This window comes from Portibacter marinus (assembly GCF_021533195.1).
Taxonomy (GTDB): Bacteria; Bacteroidota; Bacteroidia; order Chitinophagales; family Saprospiraceae; genus Portibacter; species Portibacter marinus.
On record NZ_JAJNKB010000007.1, the window covers coordinates 212,074 to 232,026 of the forward strand.

General features: G+C 39.1%; 16 protein-coding genes. 10 read left to right on the top strand and 6 right to left on the bottom strand.

From position 1 onward, the window contains the following. Positions 1-62 precede the first annotated feature (62 nt). Genes L2567_RS15915 through L2567_RS15925 form a run of 3 tightly spaced genes read left to right on the top strand, consistent with a single transcriptional unit; the run spans position 63 to position 1,887 of the window. Positions 63-1,163 carry an AI-2E family transporter gene (locus tag L2567_RS15915; RefSeq protein ID WP_235298797.1) on the top strand — a complete coding sequence of 367 codons (1,101 nt, stop codon included), beginning with the start codon at positions 63-65 and terminating at the stop codon, positions 1,161-1,163. Between the two features lie 18 nt (positions 1,164-1,181). Beyond that, a complete protein-coding gene (locus L2567_RS15920) occupies positions 1,182-1,421 on the top strand; it encodes a hypothetical protein (RefSeq protein ID WP_235298798.1) in 240 nt (79 codons plus the stop codon). A gap of 1 nt (position 1,422) precedes the next feature. Next, the gene (locus tag L2567_RS15925; RefSeq protein ID WP_235298799.1) at positions 1,423-1,887 is read left to right on the top strand and encodes a GNAT family N-acetyltransferase; all 465 of its coding nucleotides are present in this window, start codon (positions 1,423-1,425) and stop codon (positions 1,885-1,887) included. Here L2567_RS15925 and L2567_RS15930 read toward each other — a convergent pair. Next, positions 1,802-2,896, bottom strand: coding sequence for an O-antigen ligase family protein (locus L2567_RS15930; RefSeq protein ID WP_235298800.1), 1,095 nt, complete (start codon positions 2,894-2,896; stop codon positions 1,802-1,804). The two genes, L2567_RS15925 and L2567_RS15930, sit on opposite strands and share 86 nt — an antisense overlap. Positions 2,897-3,145: 249 nt before the next feature. On the opposite strand from L2567_RS15930, the gene pheS reads away from it, so the two are divergent. Further along, on the top strand, positions 3,146-4,180 hold the full coding sequence (gene pheS, locus L2567_RS15935) for a phenylalanine--tRNA ligase subunit alpha (RefSeq protein ID WP_235298801.1): 1,035 nt from the start codon (positions 3,146-3,148) through the stop codon (positions 4,178-4,180). After that, positions 4,180-5,556 carry a histidine--tRNA ligase gene (gene hisS / locus L2567_RS15940; protein ID WP_235298802.1) on the top strand — a complete coding sequence of 459 codons (1,377 nt, stop codon included), beginning with the start codon at positions 4,180-4,182 and terminating at the stop codon, positions 5,554-5,556. The genes pheS and hisS overlap by 1 nt, the downstream gene beginning before the upstream one ends. Here the strand turns inward: hisS and L2567_RS15945 are convergent. Both L2567_RS15945 and L2567_RS15950 read right to left on the bottom strand, forming a co-directional pair. After that, positions 5,553-6,005, bottom strand: coding sequence for a hypothetical protein (locus L2567_RS15945; RefSeq protein ID WP_235298803.1), 453 nt, complete (start codon positions 6,003-6,005; stop codon positions 5,553-5,555). The genes hisS and L2567_RS15945 overlap by 4 nt on opposite strands. Further along, positions 6,005-6,691, bottom strand: coding sequence for a hypothetical protein (locus L2567_RS15950; RefSeq protein ID WP_235298804.1), 687 nt, complete (start codon positions 6,689-6,691; stop codon positions 6,005-6,007). The genes L2567_RS15945 and L2567_RS15950 overlap by 1 nt, the downstream gene beginning before the upstream one ends. A gap of 255 nt (positions 6,692-6,946) precedes the next feature. Between L2567_RS15950 and gatA the strand changes: the two genes are divergently transcribed. Next, positions 6,947-8,374 (top strand): Asp-tRNA(Asn)/Glu-tRNA(Gln) amidotransferase subunit GatA, encoded by a 1,428-nt coding sequence (gene gatA, locus L2567_RS15955; RefSeq protein WP_235298805.1) that lies wholly within the window; start codon positions 6,947-6,949, stop codon positions 8,372-8,374. Between the two features lie 211 nt (positions 8,375-8,585). Beyond that, positions 8,586-9,818: a lytic transglycosylase domain-containing protein gene (locus L2567_RS15960; RefSeq protein WP_235298806.1), complete on the top strand. Its 1,233-nt coding sequence runs from the start codon at positions 8,586-8,588 to the stop codon at positions 9,816-9,818. A 62-nt stretch (positions 9,819-9,880) separates the two neighbouring features. On the opposite strand, the gene L2567_RS15965 is transcribed toward L2567_RS15960, so the two are convergent. Both L2567_RS15965 and L2567_RS15970 read right to left on the bottom strand, forming a co-directional pair. Further along, positions 9,881-10,297: an Hsp20/alpha crystallin family protein gene (locus tag L2567_RS15965; protein ID WP_235298807.1), complete on the bottom strand. Its 417-nt coding sequence runs from the start codon at positions 10,295-10,297 to the stop codon at positions 9,881-9,883. 30 nt (positions 10,298-10,327) lie between these two features. Then, on the bottom strand, positions 10,328-10,768 hold the full coding sequence (locus L2567_RS15970) for an Hsp20/alpha crystallin family protein (RefSeq protein WP_235298808.1): 441 nt from the start codon (positions 10,766-10,768) through the stop codon (positions 10,328-10,330). A 228-nt stretch (positions 10,769-10,996) separates the two neighbouring features. Here L2567_RS15970 and L2567_RS15975 point away from each other — a divergent pair, with 228 nt between their 5' ends. After that, on the top strand, positions 10,997-12,076 hold the full coding sequence (locus L2567_RS15975) for a DUF4837 family protein (protein ID WP_235298809.1): 1,080 nt from the start codon (positions 10,997-10,999) through the stop codon (positions 12,074-12,076). A 98-nt stretch (positions 12,077-12,174) separates the two neighbouring features. On the opposite strand, the gene carB is transcribed toward L2567_RS15975, so the two are convergent. Next, a complete protein-coding gene (carB, locus tag L2567_RS15980; RefSeq protein ID WP_235298810.1) occupies positions 12,175-14,994 on the bottom strand; it encodes a carbamoyl-phosphate synthase large subunit in 2,820 nt (939 codons plus the stop codon). A gap of 293 nt (positions 14,995-15,287) precedes the next feature. On the opposite strand from carB, the gene L2567_RS15985 reads away from it, so the two are divergent. Next, a complete protein-coding gene (locus L2567_RS15985; RefSeq protein WP_235298811.1) occupies positions 15,288-16,235 on the top strand; it encodes an NAD(P)-dependent oxidoreductase in 948 nt (315 codons plus the stop codon). 95 nt (positions 16,236-16,330) lie between these two features. After that, positions 16,331-19,936, top strand: a complete 3,606-nt coding sequence (locus L2567_RS15990) for a TonB-dependent receptor (RefSeq protein ID WP_235298812.1) — start codon at positions 16,331-16,333, stop codon at positions 19,934-19,936. Positions 19,937-19,953: the final 17 nt, after the last annotated feature.

A 19,953-nucleotide genomic window follows, 5' to 3' on the forward strand; every position in this document is an offset into this window, starting at 1 on the left:
TTTGCTAGTTTTGAGAAATGTACATCTATCAGACTTCACATATCAGAAGACTTTCTTAATCTATGAAAGCCGAGACTAAAAGAATCGCTATCATTATTTTAAGCTTACTGGTTCTGGGAACAGTAGTTTATTACCTGAGTGATATTGTTGCTTACATTATCATCGCGTGGGTTATTTCAATGGTTGGTCAGCCTATTATGAATTTTCTGATGAAGTTTAAGATTGGGAAACGGTTAAGAATGGGTCGTGTTCCTGCGGCTTTAATAACATTAATCACATTTATTCTGGCGATTGGTTTGTTGGTCATGATTTTTGTCCCCCTGATTGTAGAGCAAGCTAGCAATCTGCGCAACGTACAGTATAATGAGATCTACAATACCTTAAGTGTTCCCATCAATTCCTTGAATGAAAGGTTAATTGAGCTAGGTATCGTCACTCAGGAACAATTGAGCTCAGATAAATTCGTCAGCATGCTGAGTGATTGGTTCAGGCCTAATTACATCAGCACCTTTATCGGTAATGTGTTTGGCATCGCAGGAAATCTGTTGATTGGTATTTTTTCTGTCCTATTTATCGCTTTCTTTTTTTTAAGGGACGACCAATTGTTTATCAATTTTGTCAAAGCGATGGTTCCAGACCAATATGAAGAAGACACAGAAGAAGTGATTCATGACATCAGTTTAATGTTGAGAAAATATTTCGGAGGGATCATACTGCAAATTCTGATCATCACCGCGTTGGTAAGTACGCTACTCTGGATTTTCGGTATTCAGAATGCGCTGCTCATCGCTTTTTTCGCCGCTATCGTAAATGTGATACCTTATGTAGGTCCCTTTATCGGGGCGCTTTTTGGTATCTTTATTACCATTTCCAGTAATCTTAATGTGGAATTCTATAATTTTCTTGCGCCCATGTTGATTAAGGTGGTCATCGTTTTTGTCATCATGCAGATGATCGATAATTTCATACTTCAACCATTTATTTATAGCAGTAGCGTGAAGGCACATCCATTGGAAATATTTATTATTATACTGGTAGCTGCAAAACTTGGAGGGATCATGGGAATGATCTTAGCCATCCCGGCATATACGGTGATAAGGGTTATAGCAAAAGAATTTCTCAACCAATTTAAGATCGTACAAAAAATTACGGGCTCTATGTAACTTCCTAAATTTTAAGATTTGAAATACGAATATCATACTGTTTTTCTGAACGCTCCAAGAGCAAAACCTGCAAAGTATATGGGGAAGAATGAATATGTTATAGATGGTGTTCAAATGGCGCGGGACTTGCAAACAACCATTCAAAATATGGCTGAAAAGCATTGGGAATTATTTCAGGTTGACTCCATTATTTCTACCAGGTACCTTCAGACGACTTATACTGAAGGCTATACACTGGTTTTTAGAAAATCGTTGTAGTATGAGATTTGTTTTGAAATCATTCGACCAATTAACCACTTCTGAGTTATACAGAATTTTGCAAATCAGGGCCGAAGTTTTTGTGGTGGAACAAGATTGCGTTTATCAGGATGTAGATGGTAAAGACATGAAAGGTCATCACGTTTTAGGCTATGCTAATGGCCGTATTGAAGCTTACACCAGAATACTGCCTCCCGGAATTTCTTATGAAAACCATGCATCCATTGGAAGGGTTTTAACTACCGAAGGTAATAGAGGGAGTGGTGCTGGTAAGCAACTCATGCACCAGAGTATCAAGTATTGTAAAGAATTGTACCCAGATAATGATATCAAAATATCTGCTCAAACTTATTTGCTCAGTTTCTATAATGATCTGGGCTTTAAGGAATGGGGTGAAAGTTATCTGGAGGATGGAATTCCTCATATTGCAATGGTTTTTTCCAACCCTTCTGGTAAAGCAGAGTAAACAACATCAAGGTCAGCCCCAACATATAGGAGCGCTCTAAAGTGGCTTCGACCATGAAAGAAACCGTCAACATACCGGTAAGTGCCAATACGTAAGGATCCCTATAATGGGCATTCATCAGAAATGGCCCATAAATGGCTATTAGAAAGCATAATAATCCAAGTAACCCTGAGGTTGTTAAAAATTTTATAAGTTGATTGTGTGGTAAAAGAGCTCTCCCACCTTCAGGGTAAGCAACTTCATATCTTTTCACAGCCTCCTCCATAGCATCACCAGTGCCGATGCCTACAAAAGGATGGTCTTTCCAGATTTCAAGCCCGATTTGGTAACTCCTCATTCGTTCAGAGTCAGAGTAATTTGCGCCCTGGCCTTCCTTTTGTTGACCATAATCCCATAGGGAATAATGAATTTTTTTATGAAAACTGGGGATGGTGTAATAGGCTATTATTGGACTGACCAGCACTATTCCAACTAAGCCCATTAAGAGTAAATACTTTTTCGCTTGTAGTAAAACCAATAAGCCAGATAAAAATAAACCTATATATACCAGCGCGAGTCCACTTCTTACCGCTAGAACATGAAGGACTACGAAAAGGTAAAGACCTAAAATGAAATAAATAATTCTTCCATAGAACCTGAAAAAAGTTTGCTTTTGATAACCGGCGATCAAAGAAAAAACACTGGCTATCGCTAGGAAAATGCTGTACCTCACATGGTCTATGGGTGTGGGGATCGCCTTTCCCTGACCCAATGACGCAGTTATGCTCTCGTAATCTAACCCATATTGGATCAAGACGGGCACTGTGCTTAAAGTGGTGATTCCTATAAAGAAGGCAATGATATTGATGATTTGTTTTTTAGAAAATGGAGGCAGTAAAATAGTAGCCAAAGGAAGTGACAAATAAGCGAGGTTGTGCTGGATTGCTTTTAAAGCTTCATTGGCGTTATCCGATATGACTAATCCTTGTAAATAAGGTAGAAACCCTAATGTCAAAAGAATTACTGGCATCCAATGCCAAGAATGATCCCGGTAATGAAAATATAGGTAACATAATGCTACCACGAGTAGAAGTATGTTAGAAATCGTAATAAAAAAGAAAGAGTAGAGCAATGAGATGATTAATAAGAAGTACACTCCCTGACTCATTTTCTGAAAAGCACCCATGCCAAGCTTTTTCTCCACGTGATCTATTGTATTGCACTCGGTAAGGTATGAGTTTTTATTTTTACCTTTGCATCTTATTTTAAAATGGAGTTTATGGCGCAGGAAGTATTTGATCAAGTTCAACTAGTGTTGAGGGAAATAGAAGGTTCTCAACCCAGAACCGAGGATGAATTAGAGCAATTCAGGATTCGATTCCTTGGAAGTAAAAACATCATCAAACCGTTGTTTGGCGAAATAAAGAATATTTCCAATGATCGGAAGAAGGAATTTGGCCAGCTGATTAATTCTGCCAAGGTGGCTGCAGAAAATAAGTATCTTGAAATAAATGAAAAGCTGGAAGAAGCATCGCTCGGTCGTTCAGTAGAAGCCATTGATCTGACCAAGCCGGGATTCCCGATCCAAAGAGGATCAAGACATCCTGTTTCAATCGTGATGAACGAGATGATAGAGATTTTTAGTCGAATTGGTTTTACGGTAGCAGAGGATAGAGAAATAGAGGATGATTGGCACAACTTTACAGCCATGAATACTCCAGAAGATCATCCGGCTCGTGACATGCAGGACACCTTTTATCTTAAAAATTCAGTCACCAGACTTCTTCGGACACATACTTCGTCTGTACAGGCCAGAACCATGACCGCACAAAAACCGCCCATCCGCATTATAGCTCCAGGTAGGGTTTACAGGAATGAAACCATTTCAGCCAGATCACACTGCCAGTTTCATCAAATAGAGGGTTTATATATAGATAAAGAGGTCTCATTTGCCGACATGAAGCAAACCCTGCTATATTTTGCACGCGAGATGTATGGTGTAGAAACAGATATTCGTCTAAGGCCGTCCTATTTTCCTTTTACAGAACCAAGTGCTGAGATGGATGTCTACTTGGGATTAGCAGATGAGCGTTCAAAAAAATTGACGAAAGGAACTGGATGGCTGGAAGTATTAGGCTGTGGAATGGTGGATCCGCAAGTATTGGAGAACTGCGGCATTGATTCAGAAGTTTATACCGGATATGCCTTTGGCATCGGAATAGAACGTTCCGCAATGCAGCGTTACAACATTAGTGACATTCGCTCGATTTTTGAGAATGACATCCGATTTTTAAGACAATTTGTTTCTGCCTAATGATGAAGCCTTCATTGCCCAAAGGGATCAGAGACTTTCTACCCGTAGAAGTCCTGAAACGCAAGTACATTTTTGACACGATAGAAAAGGTATTTCGTAAGTATGCTTACATAGCCATCGAAACGCCTACCATGGAAAACCTGGACACGCTGACAGGAAAATATGGAGATGAAGGAGATCAACTTTTATTTAAAGTCATGAACAATGGAGACTTTCTGCGTAAAAGTGACGCCGAGGCCTTTAAAGAGGGAGATAGCTTAAGGTTTGCTTCTTCTATATCTAAACGAGGTTTGCGTTATGATCTGACTGTACCATTTGCCAGGTATGTGGTGATGCACCAGAACGATATTTCCTTTCCATTTAAACGGTATCAAATTCAACCGGTATGGCGTGCAGATCGACCTCAAAAAGGGAGATATCAGGAATTTTATCAGTGTGATGTGGACGTGGTGGGATCAGAATCGTTGATGTATGAGGCTGAATTGGTCAAGATATACGATGAAGTTTTTTCTGAGCTGAGGCTTGAGGTTGAGATCAAAGTTAATAATCGAAAGATTCTTGCCGGAATTGCCGAGGTAAGCGGATTGTCGGATCACTTCATGGAAATGACAGTAATCATTGACAAGTTGGATAAAATAGGATCGGAAAAAGTGGTGGAGCAATTACAGGGACTCCATATATCTGAAGATACTGCTCGCGGAATTATCAGTCTTATTGGTGCAAAATCTCTGGATGAATTATCCCTCGCTTTTAGAGATTCTGGAGTTGGACAAGCGGGTATTGAAGAGCTGAAAACTTTTCATTCCTACTTTGATCTCCTGGAATGCAACAATAAAGTCGTTTTTGATCCATCTTTAGCGCGTGGCTTAAGTTATTACACAGGTTGTATTTTTGAAGTGAAATCCCTTGAAACAGAAATGGGCTCTATAGGAGGAGGTGGGCGATATGCTGACTTGACCTCAAATTTTGGCTTGAAAGATATGCCTGGAGTAGGAGTGTCTTTCGGAGCAGAGCGGATTTACGATGTGATGGAGGAACTGGGTAAATTTCCAGAAGACCTTAGCATAGCTCCCGATCTGTTATTTGTTTGCTTCGATCAGGCGGGTCACTTAAAAGCTTTTCAATATTGCGCCGAGCTTCGCGAAAAAGGTCTGGTATGTGATGTCTATCCAGATCATGGGAAGATGAAGAAACAGATGAAGTATGCTGATTCCATAGGCGTGAAGTATGTGGGAATAATCGGGGATGAAGAGCTTGCAAGCGGAACGGTGATGTTAAAGAATATGAGGAGCGGGGAGCAGGATGCGGTTATAATTGAAGATTTACTAATGAAAATACGCATGGATTATTTAAACGCGGATAGCTTTAAAATTTAACCATCTAAAGCATGAAGATAAAAAGTTGCAAATTTTCTGAACTTATGACCTGTAAATGCACCAATTAAAGTACCCCCTACCATATATAACATTACAATACCAACAATGTCATCATTCAAGCTATCACCCATTCTACGCACATTTATAATTCCTGTCACTACTATTATTCCTGCAGAAACCAGTCCAGTTATAATTCCATTTTTTGTTTTTCTGCCGTTTTGAATCCTTATATAATTGATATCGTCTATTGGAATTTCACATGGATCACATAGTCCTGAGTAGCTTACATATTCATCTTGAATCCGTAGACTATCAACTTTGAGGACCTCAAAAGTTTTTAATCCAATCGTCGCTGATTCATAAAACCTATCTGGTGGTAAATTATATTGACTATAACTTATCTTAAATAATAATACCATAGATGCACATAATATTGATGTTCTTTTCATCAATTTTTGATTAGTATTTCCTGTAATTTTTCCTTAATCATCTCTGCCAAAAGATCGTATTGATGCCATATATTTTCAATTTCTTTCAAGCGATTACCTTTTATTAATTCGGGTTTAGTGAAGCCATGTAATTCAATGAGCAATCGACCATTCCTGTCATAAATAAATATATAAGTCTCTAATCTCATATTTCCACTGATTCCCAATACACTGGAATTTAAGACGGCAAGTCTGTTGTAAATGATCATAGATGTTGGAATATCATGATCCAATGTATGATTTTGGATATTGCTTTGGCTGATTGAATCAGGTAAACTCATACTACTTATTTCATTTCTTGTACTAAAATTGATAAGATGATCGCTGTCTTTAGCATAGAATATTACAGGAAAATGTTGATTATCAACTTTCACTTGAAATGATGCTGATGGGTGAGTATTTTTTGAGTTAAACTGTGAACGAAGTCTTACAATTGGAACGATTTCCTGTAGTTTGGTTCTAAGTAAATTTTCAATATATGCTAAATCTTCTTGCTGTAGATTCATAATTTCATCAGACCGCATTTGAAGCTTCTGATTAAAAATAGCAGCGTCAAGCAATGGAAACACGGCCTGCTTTAAAGGTCCAATTATAAATGCGGATTGATATAAAGTGTCCAATCCAACACCAATTGGAAGTTGTTTCACAACCTTAACTTTCGAAGTAGCACAAGATGTTAAGTAGATTAAACAGAGAAAGCTTAACAAGTATTTCACCATTCAATATAAAAAATATTCATTTTTCAACATACAAATTGCGTAATAATTCATAAGTTTTATAGTCGCCATGATTTAACTGTACGGATAGTTTCCTTGTAAGGAAGTGAGTAACTAAGAAAGCTTAACCAATAAATTCGGAGGTAGAATTATAAAGATTAAATTTGCAGCTTAATCGAAATCGCTATGGAAAACCAAAGCCTTAAAGAAATCCAGTTGCAGCTGTCAAGGGGAAAAATATCAGTACTGGAAATTGTTGCGAACTATCTGAAAAAAATAGAAAGTACCAAAGATCTCAATATATATGTTAATGTTTTCAAAGATGAAGCTATAGAGAAAGCAAAAGCACTTGATCAAAAGTATAAAGATACTCCTGAGCAAATGGGCAGATTGTTCGGGATGGTGATTTCGATCAAAGATGTCATTTGCTATAAAGATCATCCTGTTACTGCAGCTTCCAAGATGCTTTCGGGATTTGAATCAATGTATAGTTCAACCGCTGTGGAAAGACTTCTGAAGGAAGATGCAATTATCATTGGAACGACCAATTGTGATGAATTTGCGATGGGGTCCTCAAATGAACACAGTTATTACGGTCCAACTAAAAATGCAGATGCGCCTGAATACATACCTGGAGGATCTAGCGGTGGAGCAGCAGTTTCTGTTCAGGCAGGCACCTGCTCGATTGCCCTGGGAAGCGATACAGGCGGATCTGTTCGTCAACCAGCTTCATTTTGCAATGTCATAGGGATGAAACCAACTTACGGTAGAATTTCCAGACATGGGCTCATTGCATATGCGAGTTCATTTGACCAAATAGGATTGATCGGAACAGTCACTGAGGATATGGCGTTGGTATTAGAGGTCATTTCAGGTTCAGATGAATATGACAGCACGGTATCCAGAAATCCAGTTCCGGGCTTCTATCAAAATATTGACATAGATCAAAAAATGAAGGTAGGAGTACTGAACTCTTTTTTTGAGCACTCCAGGATGAATGCTGAGATTAAGATCAAGAGTAAAGCTGTGTTAGAATCCCTACAAGAAGCAGGACATGAGCTGGTTCCTCTTGATTTTAAGAGCATAGATTATTTGGTACCGTGCTACTATGTATTGACCACCGCGGAGGCTTCTTCGAACCTTTCCAGGTATGATGGCGTTAAATACGGGCATAGGGCACAAAACATAACAGATTTAGAATCGTTATATAAGCGCTCTAGAACTGAGGGCTTCGGAATGGAGGTGAAGCGAAGAATAATGCTGGGTACATTCGTTCTGAGTTCTGGATATTATGACGCCTATTTTGAGAAAGCTCAAAAGATTAGAAAGATTGTAAAAGATGAAATTGACGGATTATTCTCTAAAGTAGATGTTATCGCATTGCCAACTAGCATGGACTATCCATGGAGAATAGGCGATGAAAATCAAGATCCGGTTAGTGTATATCTAAGTGATGTATTTACAGTAATCGCTAATCTTTGTGGCATACCAGCGCTTAGCTATCCACTAGGATATGGTAGTGAAAACATGTCGTCGGGGATACAACTCATGAGTAATTCGTTCGAAGAACATCATCTTTTCAATTTATCGGCTCTTTTGCAAAACATGGCATAGTTGTTGGAATTTCTTAGGCTAAAGATTAAGAAATTTTATAATATGTCTAGGATTTGCTATTGTGATAGTATTGATTACTTTTGCAGGCCCAAATTCTGAAATGAACAAGAAATTAAGTGTTTACCCGCATTTAATTTTGCTAATTTTTATAAAGCAAATTATAATTTTGGTTTAATCTGTATTTGATTAAGTTAAAATAACATTTTTACCCATGAGCAAAATCAAATTGCCTTTGAGGCGATATAATTTGGTATTGGCACTGCTAACCTTAATTCTAAGTACTACTGTCAAAGGAAATGAAGGTAGCGAGAACTTTATAGGCAGCTTCTCACAAGATGAGATCAAGCAACGTCTTGATGATCTTAATGCAGACGTAGATCTGCGATTGACTAGCGAAGTAAAGAAATATCTAAGAGATTATGTTGTGTCTTACCGACAAAGCAGTGAAAAACTGCTCGGAAGATCACTCATCTATTTTCCAGCTATAGAGAATAAGATATCTGAAAAGCAACTTCCCGATGAAATAAAATATTTATCTGTTATTGAATCCAGTCTGAGGCCAGATGCGAGATCGAGAGTGGGAGCAGTAGGATTGTGGCAGTTTATGAAGTCTACAGCCAAAATGTACGGTCTTGAGATCGACAGACAGGTAGATGAAAGAAAAGATGTGGCTAAATCCACAGATGCGGCGTTGGACTATCTTCGCGACTTAAATGAGCGTTTCGGAGATTGGACCCTTGCGCTGGCTGCATATAATTGCGGCCCGGGGAATGTTAGGAAAGCCATGAGAAGATCTGGTGGCAAAGATTATTGGTCTATTCGAAATTACCTGCCAAGGGAAACTCGGAATTACGTACCAAAATTTATTGCCGTCACTTATGTAATGACCTATTTCAAAGATCATGACCTTTCTCCAGCATATCCGGATCAACTATTTATCAAAACCAGGAAGGCTGTCATTTATGAACAAACCAGTTTGGCTTCAATAATTGAACACACTGGGATGAGTATAGATGAGATACGGAGTTATAATCCATCTTTCATTGGCACACACATTCCCAAATCAAAAGAGGGTAAGGTGCTTGAGTTACCTTCCGAAATGATGTATACCTATTTAGCAAATACAGAACACGAGGCTACGCTCATGGCAGATCCGCTTCAAGATCTTGCGATGGAGACTCAGGTGGCGGCTCAAAAAATAGAAAAAAGAGAAGCGATTGAAGCTGTTCCATTGATTACACGAGAACTTTCTAACTATAATATTGAATATACTCGGGAGCCAAAAAGCGAGGTGAAGAAAGAGGCCCAGAAAAAGGCATATGACTTAAGGTCGAAGGTCTTGAAAAGAAGAGAGGATGTGCCTGAAGAAGCGTTAAGAGCTACTGCCGATAGAAAAAGAAAGACAGTAATTAAAGATCGTATTAAAAAGATCTTTAATTTATAAAATAAGGGGCCACCACGCTAATACGTGACGACCCCAATCTATTACCAAAACCCATAAAGATTCTAACTGATTGCGATTTGCATCGCCTCTTTTTCTTTCGCCTCTTCTTTCTTATTTAACGTAATTACTAGAATTCCGTTAGTGTATTCTGCAGAAATTTCTTCTCTATTCACTGTTTTCGGTAGATAAAATCTGCGACTAAACGTTTCGTAATTAAACTCTCTTCTGGTGTACTTTCCTTTCTCATTATCATTATTCGAATTTATCTTCTCTGATGATACAATCAAGTAATCCTTCTCTACTTTGACACTGAAGTTTTCTTTTTCCAAACCTGGAGCAGCCAATGATATCTCATAGTGCTCATTTAATTCAACCACATTTAACGCAGGTTGGTTCAATGTGTGATCACTTCCAACAGAATCTCCAATGGTTCTGTTGAAAATTTCATACCTAAAAGGCTTTATTCTTCTTAAATACATGATCTTATACTTATAATTATTTATAATTTATTATTGGACAGTGATGGTTTTTGGCCCCTGGTCAATGTCCTCTTTTCTTTTATCAATCGTAATTTTTAAAACACCATTGACAAGGCTAGCTTGTACAGTTGAAATATCTATAGTATTAGGCAGCTTAAATTTTCTCTCGAACTGACCGTAATTAAATTCTCTTCTTTGAAACTTCTGTTCTGTTTCCATTTTTTTATCTGCTGAGACAGACAACGTTTGCTTTTCTACTTGCAAAGAAATATCTGCTTTATCAAATCCTGGAACTGAAAGGTCTATTTCAAATCTGTCTTTAAATTCTTTGATGTTGGCAGCTGGCTTTGTATGTTTCTCCAATCCATCGCCTTTCATGTTTTTTTCAAATCCATTGAAAATGTCTTTTAACAGATTGTCAATTTGAGGAAAAATTTCCATGTGGCCGTTGTTGTTTTTTGTCGTATACATATTTTTTGATTTTTAATGTTTATACTATTTGATCATCAAATCGCATTCCATGGTGTGACTTAAGTCATAGTGGCGGGCTAAAACCAAGAGGAATGACAAAATGACATTAATATATCATATGTAGGCGCCATAATGGCATGTAACTTATGTTAATAATGGGATACACACCATTCTTAGATTGAACAACATCTATATAGGAACTATTAGATATTTACTAATTTTGTATTTATGAAGATCAGAAACATTGTATTATATATAGCCGCATTTATATTACTATATAGTTGTAGCGATGAGCTGCAGAATAAATTGAAATCCAATCCGAATGCATTAGGAACTGCCAATCAAATTGTCGTCATAGCGGATCAGGATTTATGGGAAGGAGCAGTAGGGGATACCTTTAGGATGCTTTATGAGGCAGCCTATCCGATGCTTCCTAAGCCCGAACCCATTTTCGACTTAAAACATTTTACACCCACTGAATTAGAAGAAGGCCCGCTTCGAAAGGAGTTGAGGACTTATTTATATCTGGCGAATCTTTCGGATGCCAATTCTACTACTGTTCAGTCTGTTTCCAAAGATCTGGGAGAGGAGAAAATATTGACCATAAAGCGGGAAGGGATTAAAAATACGACCATTGGCCGAGATAAATGGGCTGCGGGTCAATTGATGATCTATGTGATGGGAGAAGATGAAGAGGCTTTAATTGACAATATTACCAAAAGCTTTCCCTCCATCAGTAAGCGGGTTTATCAGCACGATTACAAACAAATTAAAGGTTACACTTTTGCTTCGGGTTACAACAAAGCTTTGTCTACTGAAATTCAGGAGAAGCTAGGTGTGAAGATTGAGATTCCAGCCGATTATGTTAAAGCAGAATGGGATGAAGATGCACAGTTGATGTGGATCAGGAAAGAAACTGCAGCTGCTACCTTTGGTATGGTTTTGTGGTCAATGGATTACGAAAGCCAGGATCAGCTAAACAAAGAATTCTTAAAGGAGAAGGTCAATGATTTTGGTAGAGATTATGTGAAAACCAATACACCGGGATCACATATGGTCATTAATGATGAGGATCTGCCTTTATATACCAATACAATAGAGGTCAATGGTCAGTATGCATATGAAATGAGAGGCATCTGGGAAACAACGCAAGACTATATGGGAGGTCCATTTTTTGCCTATGTTGTAATAGATAAGTCACAAAAGAAACTTTTGTTCATCCTTGATTTTTTATTGGCACCAGGCAAGGAAAAGAGAGATTTGATGCAGCAAATGGAATTGATGACGAATACCCTTGAATTTATGTAGATCCTACCGTGTACGGGACTTCACTAACCAATACAAGAAATTAAGAATTTTTACAACTAACTTTATAAACAGATATCGGATTAAAACCCGTGGTCCTGTTAATTCGTCAAGTACATGCTTCTGTTCCGATCTAACTCCCTGAAAAACGGATCTTTCAGATCTTTAATAAACTGAATGGCCTCACCGGTTGATTTCATTTCCGGACCCAATTGCTTGTCAACATTTGGGAATTTGTCAAAGGAGAATACAGGAACCTTAATCGCGTAACCTTCCAGTTTTTTATCGATTTCAAAATCCTTGATCTTTTTGGTACCCATCATAACATGGGTAGCAATCTTTAGAAAAGGAACCTGGTACGCTTTAGCAATGAAAGGAGTCGTTCGTGAAGCTCGGGGATTGGCTTCAATGACATACACATGATCATCTTTAATGGCAAATTGTATGTTGATCAACCCTCTAATATTCAATGCCTTCGCTAATTTTTCAGTGTAGAAAATCATGGTTTCAATGGCCTTATGTGAAAGGCTGTAAGTAGGCAACACGGCTGAACTATCACCTGAGTGTATACCTGCGGGTTCTATGTGCTCCATTATTCCCATTATATGCACCTGCTCGCCATCATAAATAGCATCAATCTCAGCTTCCTTAGCTCTTTCCAGAAATTGGTCGATTAACACCTTATTGTCTGGCATATGCTTAAAGATGGTCAACACCTGCTTCTCCAGTTCTTCGTCATTAATGACAATCTTCATTCTCTGCCCTCCCAAAACATAAGAAGGTCTTACTAAAACCGGATAGGTCACACGATTTGCAATGGCAAGTGCTTCGTCGGCATCATTGGCAGCACCATATTCCGGATAGGGAATTTCAAGTTCTTTTAACAAGTCTGAGAACCTCCCTCTATCTTCGGCAAGGTCCATATCTTCGAATTGGGTACCAATGATTTTGATTCCTTTTTCGTGAAATTTTTTGGCGAGTTTGAGTGCCGTTTGGCCACCTAGTTGAACAATGACGCCCTCAGGTTGCTCTAATTCTATAATCTCCTCGATGTGCTCCCAAAAGACCGGTTCAAAATAAAGCTTATCTGCGATGTCAAAATCTGTGGATACGGTCTCCGGATTACAATTGATCATAATAGATTCGTAGCCAGCTTCTTTGATCGCCATCAAGCCATGAACGCAGCAATAATCGAATTCTATACCTTGACCAATTCTATTCGGTCCTGAACCAAGCACAATGATTTTTTTCTTCCCTTCGGTAGGAATGCTCTCGTTTTCCTTGTCGAATGTAGAGTAAAAGTAAGGAGTTTGAGCTTCAAATTCAGCTGCACACGTATCCACCATTTTATAGGTTCTACGAACTCCTAAAGCTTTTCGATGTGCAGTCACTTCATCTTCCTCTACCCGCATCAACCAGGCAATCTGAGCATCAGAATAACCTAACTCCTTCAACTCTCTCATAAACTCCTCTGAAATATCTTCAGGAACATTCAATCGCTGGACTCTATCTTCTATTTTGACTAATCTTTTGATTTGCTTTAAAAACCAGGGATCAATTTTAGTTAACTTTTGTACGGTGTTCAAGGGTACACCCAGCCTCAATGCGTCTTTCACCCTGTATATGCGATCCGAGCTTGCTTTTTCTAAACGGTTTAAGATATCCTCTGTTCTTATCCACTCCTTCTTATCTGCACCAAGACCAGATCTGTTGTTTTCTTGAGATTGGCAAGCTTTCTGCAAAGCTTCTAAAAAATTTCGACCGATCGCCATTACTTCTCCGACTGACTTCATTTGTAATCCTAAGATGGGATCAGAGCCATGGAATTTCTCAAAATTCCAACGAGGCATCTTTACTATGACATAGTCGAGTGTAGGTTCGAAATAGGCAGAAGTGGTTTTCGTAATTTGATTTTTTAATTCATCTAAGGTATAGCCAATGGCTAACTTCGCCGCTATTTTTGCTATGGGATACCCCGTGGCTTTTGATGCAAGAGCTGAAGATCTTGAAACTCTTGGATTGATTTCTATACAGATTAATTCTTCCGTTTCAGGATTTTGCGAAAATTGAATATTACATCCGCCTGCAAAATTCCCCATAGACCGCATGAGTTGAATGGCATCATTTCTCATTTGCTGATATGCCGTATCTGAGAGCGTCATCGCTGGTGCAACGGTAATGCTATCCCCGGTATGAATGCCCATAGGGTCCAGATTTTCAACGGTACATATGATGACCACATTATCATTGGCGTCACGAAGCAACTCCAATTCAAACTCTTTCCAACCCAATACTGCTTTTTCTACCAGAACCTCGTGAGTAGGTGAGGCATTCAGACCCCTTCGCAGTGCATCATCAAATTCCTCTTTATGCATGACAAATCCACCACCAGTTCCTCCTAGTGTGTAAGATGGTCTGATCACAAGGGGGAATCCTATTTTCTGTGCGGCTTCTTTGCCTTCTAAGAATGAATTGGCAATAAATGAAGGCGCTACATTCTGACCCAGTTTCACTACATGCTGTTTAAATTCTTCCCTATTTTCGGCCAACTCGATAGCATCTAAATCCACCCCGATCAATCTAACATTGTATTTCTCCCAAATCCCTAACTTTCCTGTTTCAATGGCAAGATTGAGCGCTGTCTGTCCACCCATCGTTGCAAGAACGGCATCAATCTGCCTCTCTTGTAGAATTTCTTCGATAGATTCGGGTGTTAAAGGTTTCAAATAAATGTGATCCGCTGTCAGGGGATCTGTCATTATCGTTGCCGGATTTGAATTGATCAGACTCACTTCTATGCCCTCCTCTCTTAAAGAGCGTGAGGCCTGTGATCCGGAATAATCAAATTCACAAGCTTGGCCAATGATGATAGGGCCACTTCCAATAATAAGTACTGATTTGATCGATTTGTCTCTAGGCATTGCGGACTGGATTTATCAAGTTCGCGCAAATATATATGGAAAATGATAAAATGAGGAATGCCAACTCATTAAATTAAAATAATAGCAATATGAATGGTCCAGAGCTTTTATATACGGGAGTAGAGGGTATGTGAGTAAAATGAATTTTGTACTCTATAAGAAGTTGCCTTTATATTAAAAAGCAAGAGTAATGCGACTAATGGACAACTTTACCTACTATTATAAGAGAATAGTATATGTTTTTCTGATTTTTGTATTTCACTTATTTAAAGACCTTTGATACATTTGTCGTTATGGGGAAAGTCCTGATTACTGATGCTGTCCATTCTTCCATTATAGGAACCATTGAAAAACTTGGTTTTGAGGTGACCTACATACCAAAATTAGAATATGCTGAGTTGGATGATATGATTGCAGATTATGAGGGAATCATCATCAACAGTAAAATCATCATGGATCAGCGTATGATAGACAAAGCTGGGAACTTACATTTTATTGGCAGGCTTGGTTCAGGATTGGATATCATTGACCTGGAATACGCTAAGAAAAAAGGTATTGCAGTTCTAAGTGCTCCGGAAGGCAACAGCAATGCCGTGGGAGAACATGCACTGGGAATGCTTTTGTCGCTAGCCAATCATTTAAACAGAGCAGACAGAGAGGTAAGGCAATTTAAATGGAACAGAGAAAAAAATAGAGGATTCGAGTTAGAAGGAAAGAAAATTGGAATCATCGGGTATGGTCATACCGGCCCAGCATTTGCTGAAAAACTTCAAGGTTTCAGAGCTCAGATCTATGTTTATGATAAGTATAGAAAGCATATTGCAGATAAAAAACGTTCCATAATGGAAACTAGCCTGACTCAGATCCAAAGGGAATGCGATATTATTAGTATTCATTTGCCACTCACACCAGAAACAAAGAATCTTGTGAACCAGGAATTTTTTGAAAAGTGTTTAAAGCGACCGGTGGTGATCAATACTTCAAGGGGTAAAATCCTGAAAATAGAAGATTTACTGCAGGCCTTGAAAACAGGCAGAATTAGTGGTGCTTGTCTGGATGTATTCGAGAATGAAAAACCCCAAACTTTTACCGAACAAGAGAAGCATGTGTATGAGGAGTTATATGCTTCAGATAAGGTTTTATTGACACCCCATATAGCCGGTTGGACTAAAGAGTCAAAGAAAAAAATTGCCTCTACTTTGATAGCTAAAATAAAGAAGCATCTGGAGTCCGTTGCATAATGCACAATAATTTTAGGAAGGTGCGGCGTGTGAGAAATGTAAAATGCTATTTTTGCTTCTGTTTTATAAGCAGTGAGTGCTATAATAAAGATTTTATGAAAAGAAATTTACTTGTACTATTCTTGTTTCTAGGCCTTTTAGGCACAGTGATGGGACAAACTTCACTAGAGGGTAAAATTACGGAAGCGGAGAGTGGGGAGCCTGTTATTTTTGCAACTGTGGCTTTGTACAGAGGAGGAACGATTATTTCAGGAACGGAATCAGATCTGGATGGTAATTATATTTTCTCCAATATAGATCCGGGTACCTACGATGTGGAGGTGAGCTTTATAGGATTGGCCACCAGAAGAGAAAATGGGGTGATTGTGAAAAATGGAAAATCTACGAAGCTAGACTTTGCCCTAAAAGAAGAGGGAGTGGTCTTGGATGGTGTAGAGATTGTTGATTACAAGGTACCTCTCATTGATTTTGACAATACAACCTCACAAAAGACGGTAACTTCAGAAGCTATCAGGAATATTCCTACCAGGAATGTCAATAGAATTGCTGCCACCACCGCCGGCATCACTTCTACAGATGGCGGGGCCATTTCGATCAGAGGTTCCAGATCTAATGCCACAGATTATTACGTGGATGGCATTCGTGTATCAGGTGCTGCAATACTGCCGGCCTCGGAAATTGAGCAACTTCAAGTTGTTACGGGTGGCTTGGAAGCAAAATATGGTGATGTAACGGGTGGAATCATCTCCATCACTTCGAAAGGTCCCTCCAATAGTTTTAACGGAGGAGTAGAATTGGAAACTTCAGAATACCTGGACGCCTACGGATACAATCTGGCCAATTTTAACCTCAGCGGTCCCATATTGAGAAATAAACAGGGCAATTCTGTCCTTGGTTTTAGGATCGCAGGCCAGTATACGAACAACAGAGATGCCGGCGTCACGGCAAATGGTTTTCATTTACTCACCCCCGATCAAATTGCCGAGCTGGAGGAAAACCCGACGTTTGATTTAGATGGAGCAATGCAGCCAACGGGTGAATTGCTGGGACGAGGAGATGTCACTCCGCGTGCATGGAGACCCAATGAAGGCAGTCAAAGCATTAGCATCAATGGAAGGCTGGATGCACAATTATCAAAAGCCATTGATATTTCTTTTTCCGGTAGCTACAATGACGGTATAAACCAGTTTGCGCCAAGTACAGCATGGGCCTTTGCAAATTGGCAAAACAATCCATATGCTTTTACGGACAGGTACAGAGGAAATTTCAGGTTCAGACACCGATTGGGGAGGCAGTCCATTGACCAGAATAAAGAACAAACCTCGGGAACAACCATTCGCAATGCATCGTACTATATTCAGGTAGGAATCGAGAATACACAGAATAATCAGTCGGATGTCAGGCATGGCGAGGATTATTTCAACTATGGATTTTACGGAAACCAGGAATTTAATTCACCGGCATTCATCGGAGTGGTAGAAGATACTTCGCTTTGGAATACCAATACCATGCAGGAGTTGTTTTCCAATGTATTTTTCGATCACATCGATTTTAATGACCAGAATGCAGTTGGGGAATATATTCCAGATACTGAAATCAATCCAGTGCTTGCAAAGTATCAGTTTGAGAATGGAAATTTACTGGGAGCTGCCAATAATTTTTGGAATTACTATAATAATGTAGGCCGAGTTTACAATGTTGCATTCAAAAATAACAATGATGTTTATACGGTCAACATGAATGCGCAATTTGACTTACTGCCAAACGGTTCGATCAATAATAGACACAATATTCAATTTGGATTTCTTTATGAGCAAAGAGCCAATAGAAGTTATAATATAAATCCACTCCAACTTTGGCAGTTGGCCAGTCAGCAGGCAAACGCTCATTTCACTGGCGTAGATACTACCTCACTTTCAGGCGACACGACTTTTCTAATGATCGGTGGAGTATCTTATCCATTTGCAACTTATAATAGGAGGTTCGAGGATCGACCTGAAAACCTATTTTACCAATCGATCAGGGAGCAACTAGGTGTTGAGTTGACAGATTATGTCAATGTCAATGGCTTGAAACCCGAAGACTTAAGTTTGGAAATGTTTTCTCCTTCAGAGTTGATTAATTTCAGGGGGATAGGGCTGAACTATTTTGGGTATGATGTTTATGGGAATCAATTGAATTCCCAGCCCTCTTTTAATGATTTTTTCACAGCAAGAGATGAGAACGGAAGACGAACCTTTCCGGTTGCAGCGAATCAACCGATTTACGGAGCTGCCTACCTTCAGGATAAATTCAGCTATAAGGATTTGATTATAAGGGTGGGAGTGCGCGTGGACTATTTTGATGCCAATACTAAAGTAATAGAGGATCCCTATTCTTTGTATAGAATCGAAACAGTAGATGAGTTTGAGTCTAGAACAGGAATGGAACAACCTGAATCTGTAGGAGGAGACTATAAAGTATATGTTTCAGGTGAAGAATCTACGGATGTGGTGGCCTACAGGCAAGGAGACCAGTGGTTTAACACCAATGGAACGGCTACGGAAGGCAATTTGCTTTTTCCAGGTGGTCTGGTTTTTCCTTCGTACAGAATTCCTGGACAGAACATCAAATCTCCGGATTTTGATCCCAATACCACTTTTTCAGATTATAAACCACAGGTTAATTTTATGCCAAGGGTAAGTTTTTCTTTCCCGATTTCTTCTGATGCAGGATTTTTTGCCCACTACGATGTGAAAGTACAGAGACCTCCTACGAACAATGTTTTCACACCCTTAAATTATTATTTCTTTAACGACAATCCTGGAGGTACCGTTAATAATCCCAATCTTAAGCCAGAGAAGACGGTAGATTTCGAGGTGGGATTTCAACAGAAAGTAACCAACTCTTCTGCGATAAAAGTCAGTGCCTACTACAGAGAAATGAGGGATATGATTCAAAGAAGATTCTTCCTTTTTGTTCCTACGTTGACACAGTATCAATCTTACGGAAACATTGATTTCGGAACCACCAAAGGATTTACATTCGGCTATGACCTGCGTAGAACTCAGAATGTTGAATTTTCTGCCAGTTACACCTTGCAATTTGCCGATGGAACCGGTTCCAATTCTAATGGTATTAGCACAGATAGAGGAAATATCAGGGTGCTACTTCCACTTTCATTTGACGAGCGGCATCGATTTGTTTCAAGTATCGACTACAGATATGGTCAAGGCAAAAGATACAATGGGCCATCTGTCAGAGGTGTCAATTTATTTGAGAATACAGGATTAAATATTCAAGCGGTAGCTGTCTCCGGTCAACCCTATACACGACTTAGAAATGCGGAACCATTCGGCGGATCCGGATTTACCGGAGACATTAACGGAGCAAGGCTTCCATGGCAATTCAATCTGGATGCAAGATTAGACAGAACATTTATTGTCGGAGGTCAAGGTAAAAGAAGATTATTTATCAATGCGTACATCAGGGCAACCAATGTGCTCAATCGTAAAAATGTCATTGGTGTTTTCCCGGTTACCGGCTCACCCACCGATGATGGTTACATCGTTTCCAGATTTGGTCAAGATCGCTTAAGACAAATTGCTACTGATGGGAAAAATGCTGACAACTTTCTGGCAGCGCATAATTGGAGACTGAACGACATCAACAATTTTACAAGACCAAGAAATCTGATACTAGGTGTAATTACTAATTTTTAAATGAATTTGAATTCATT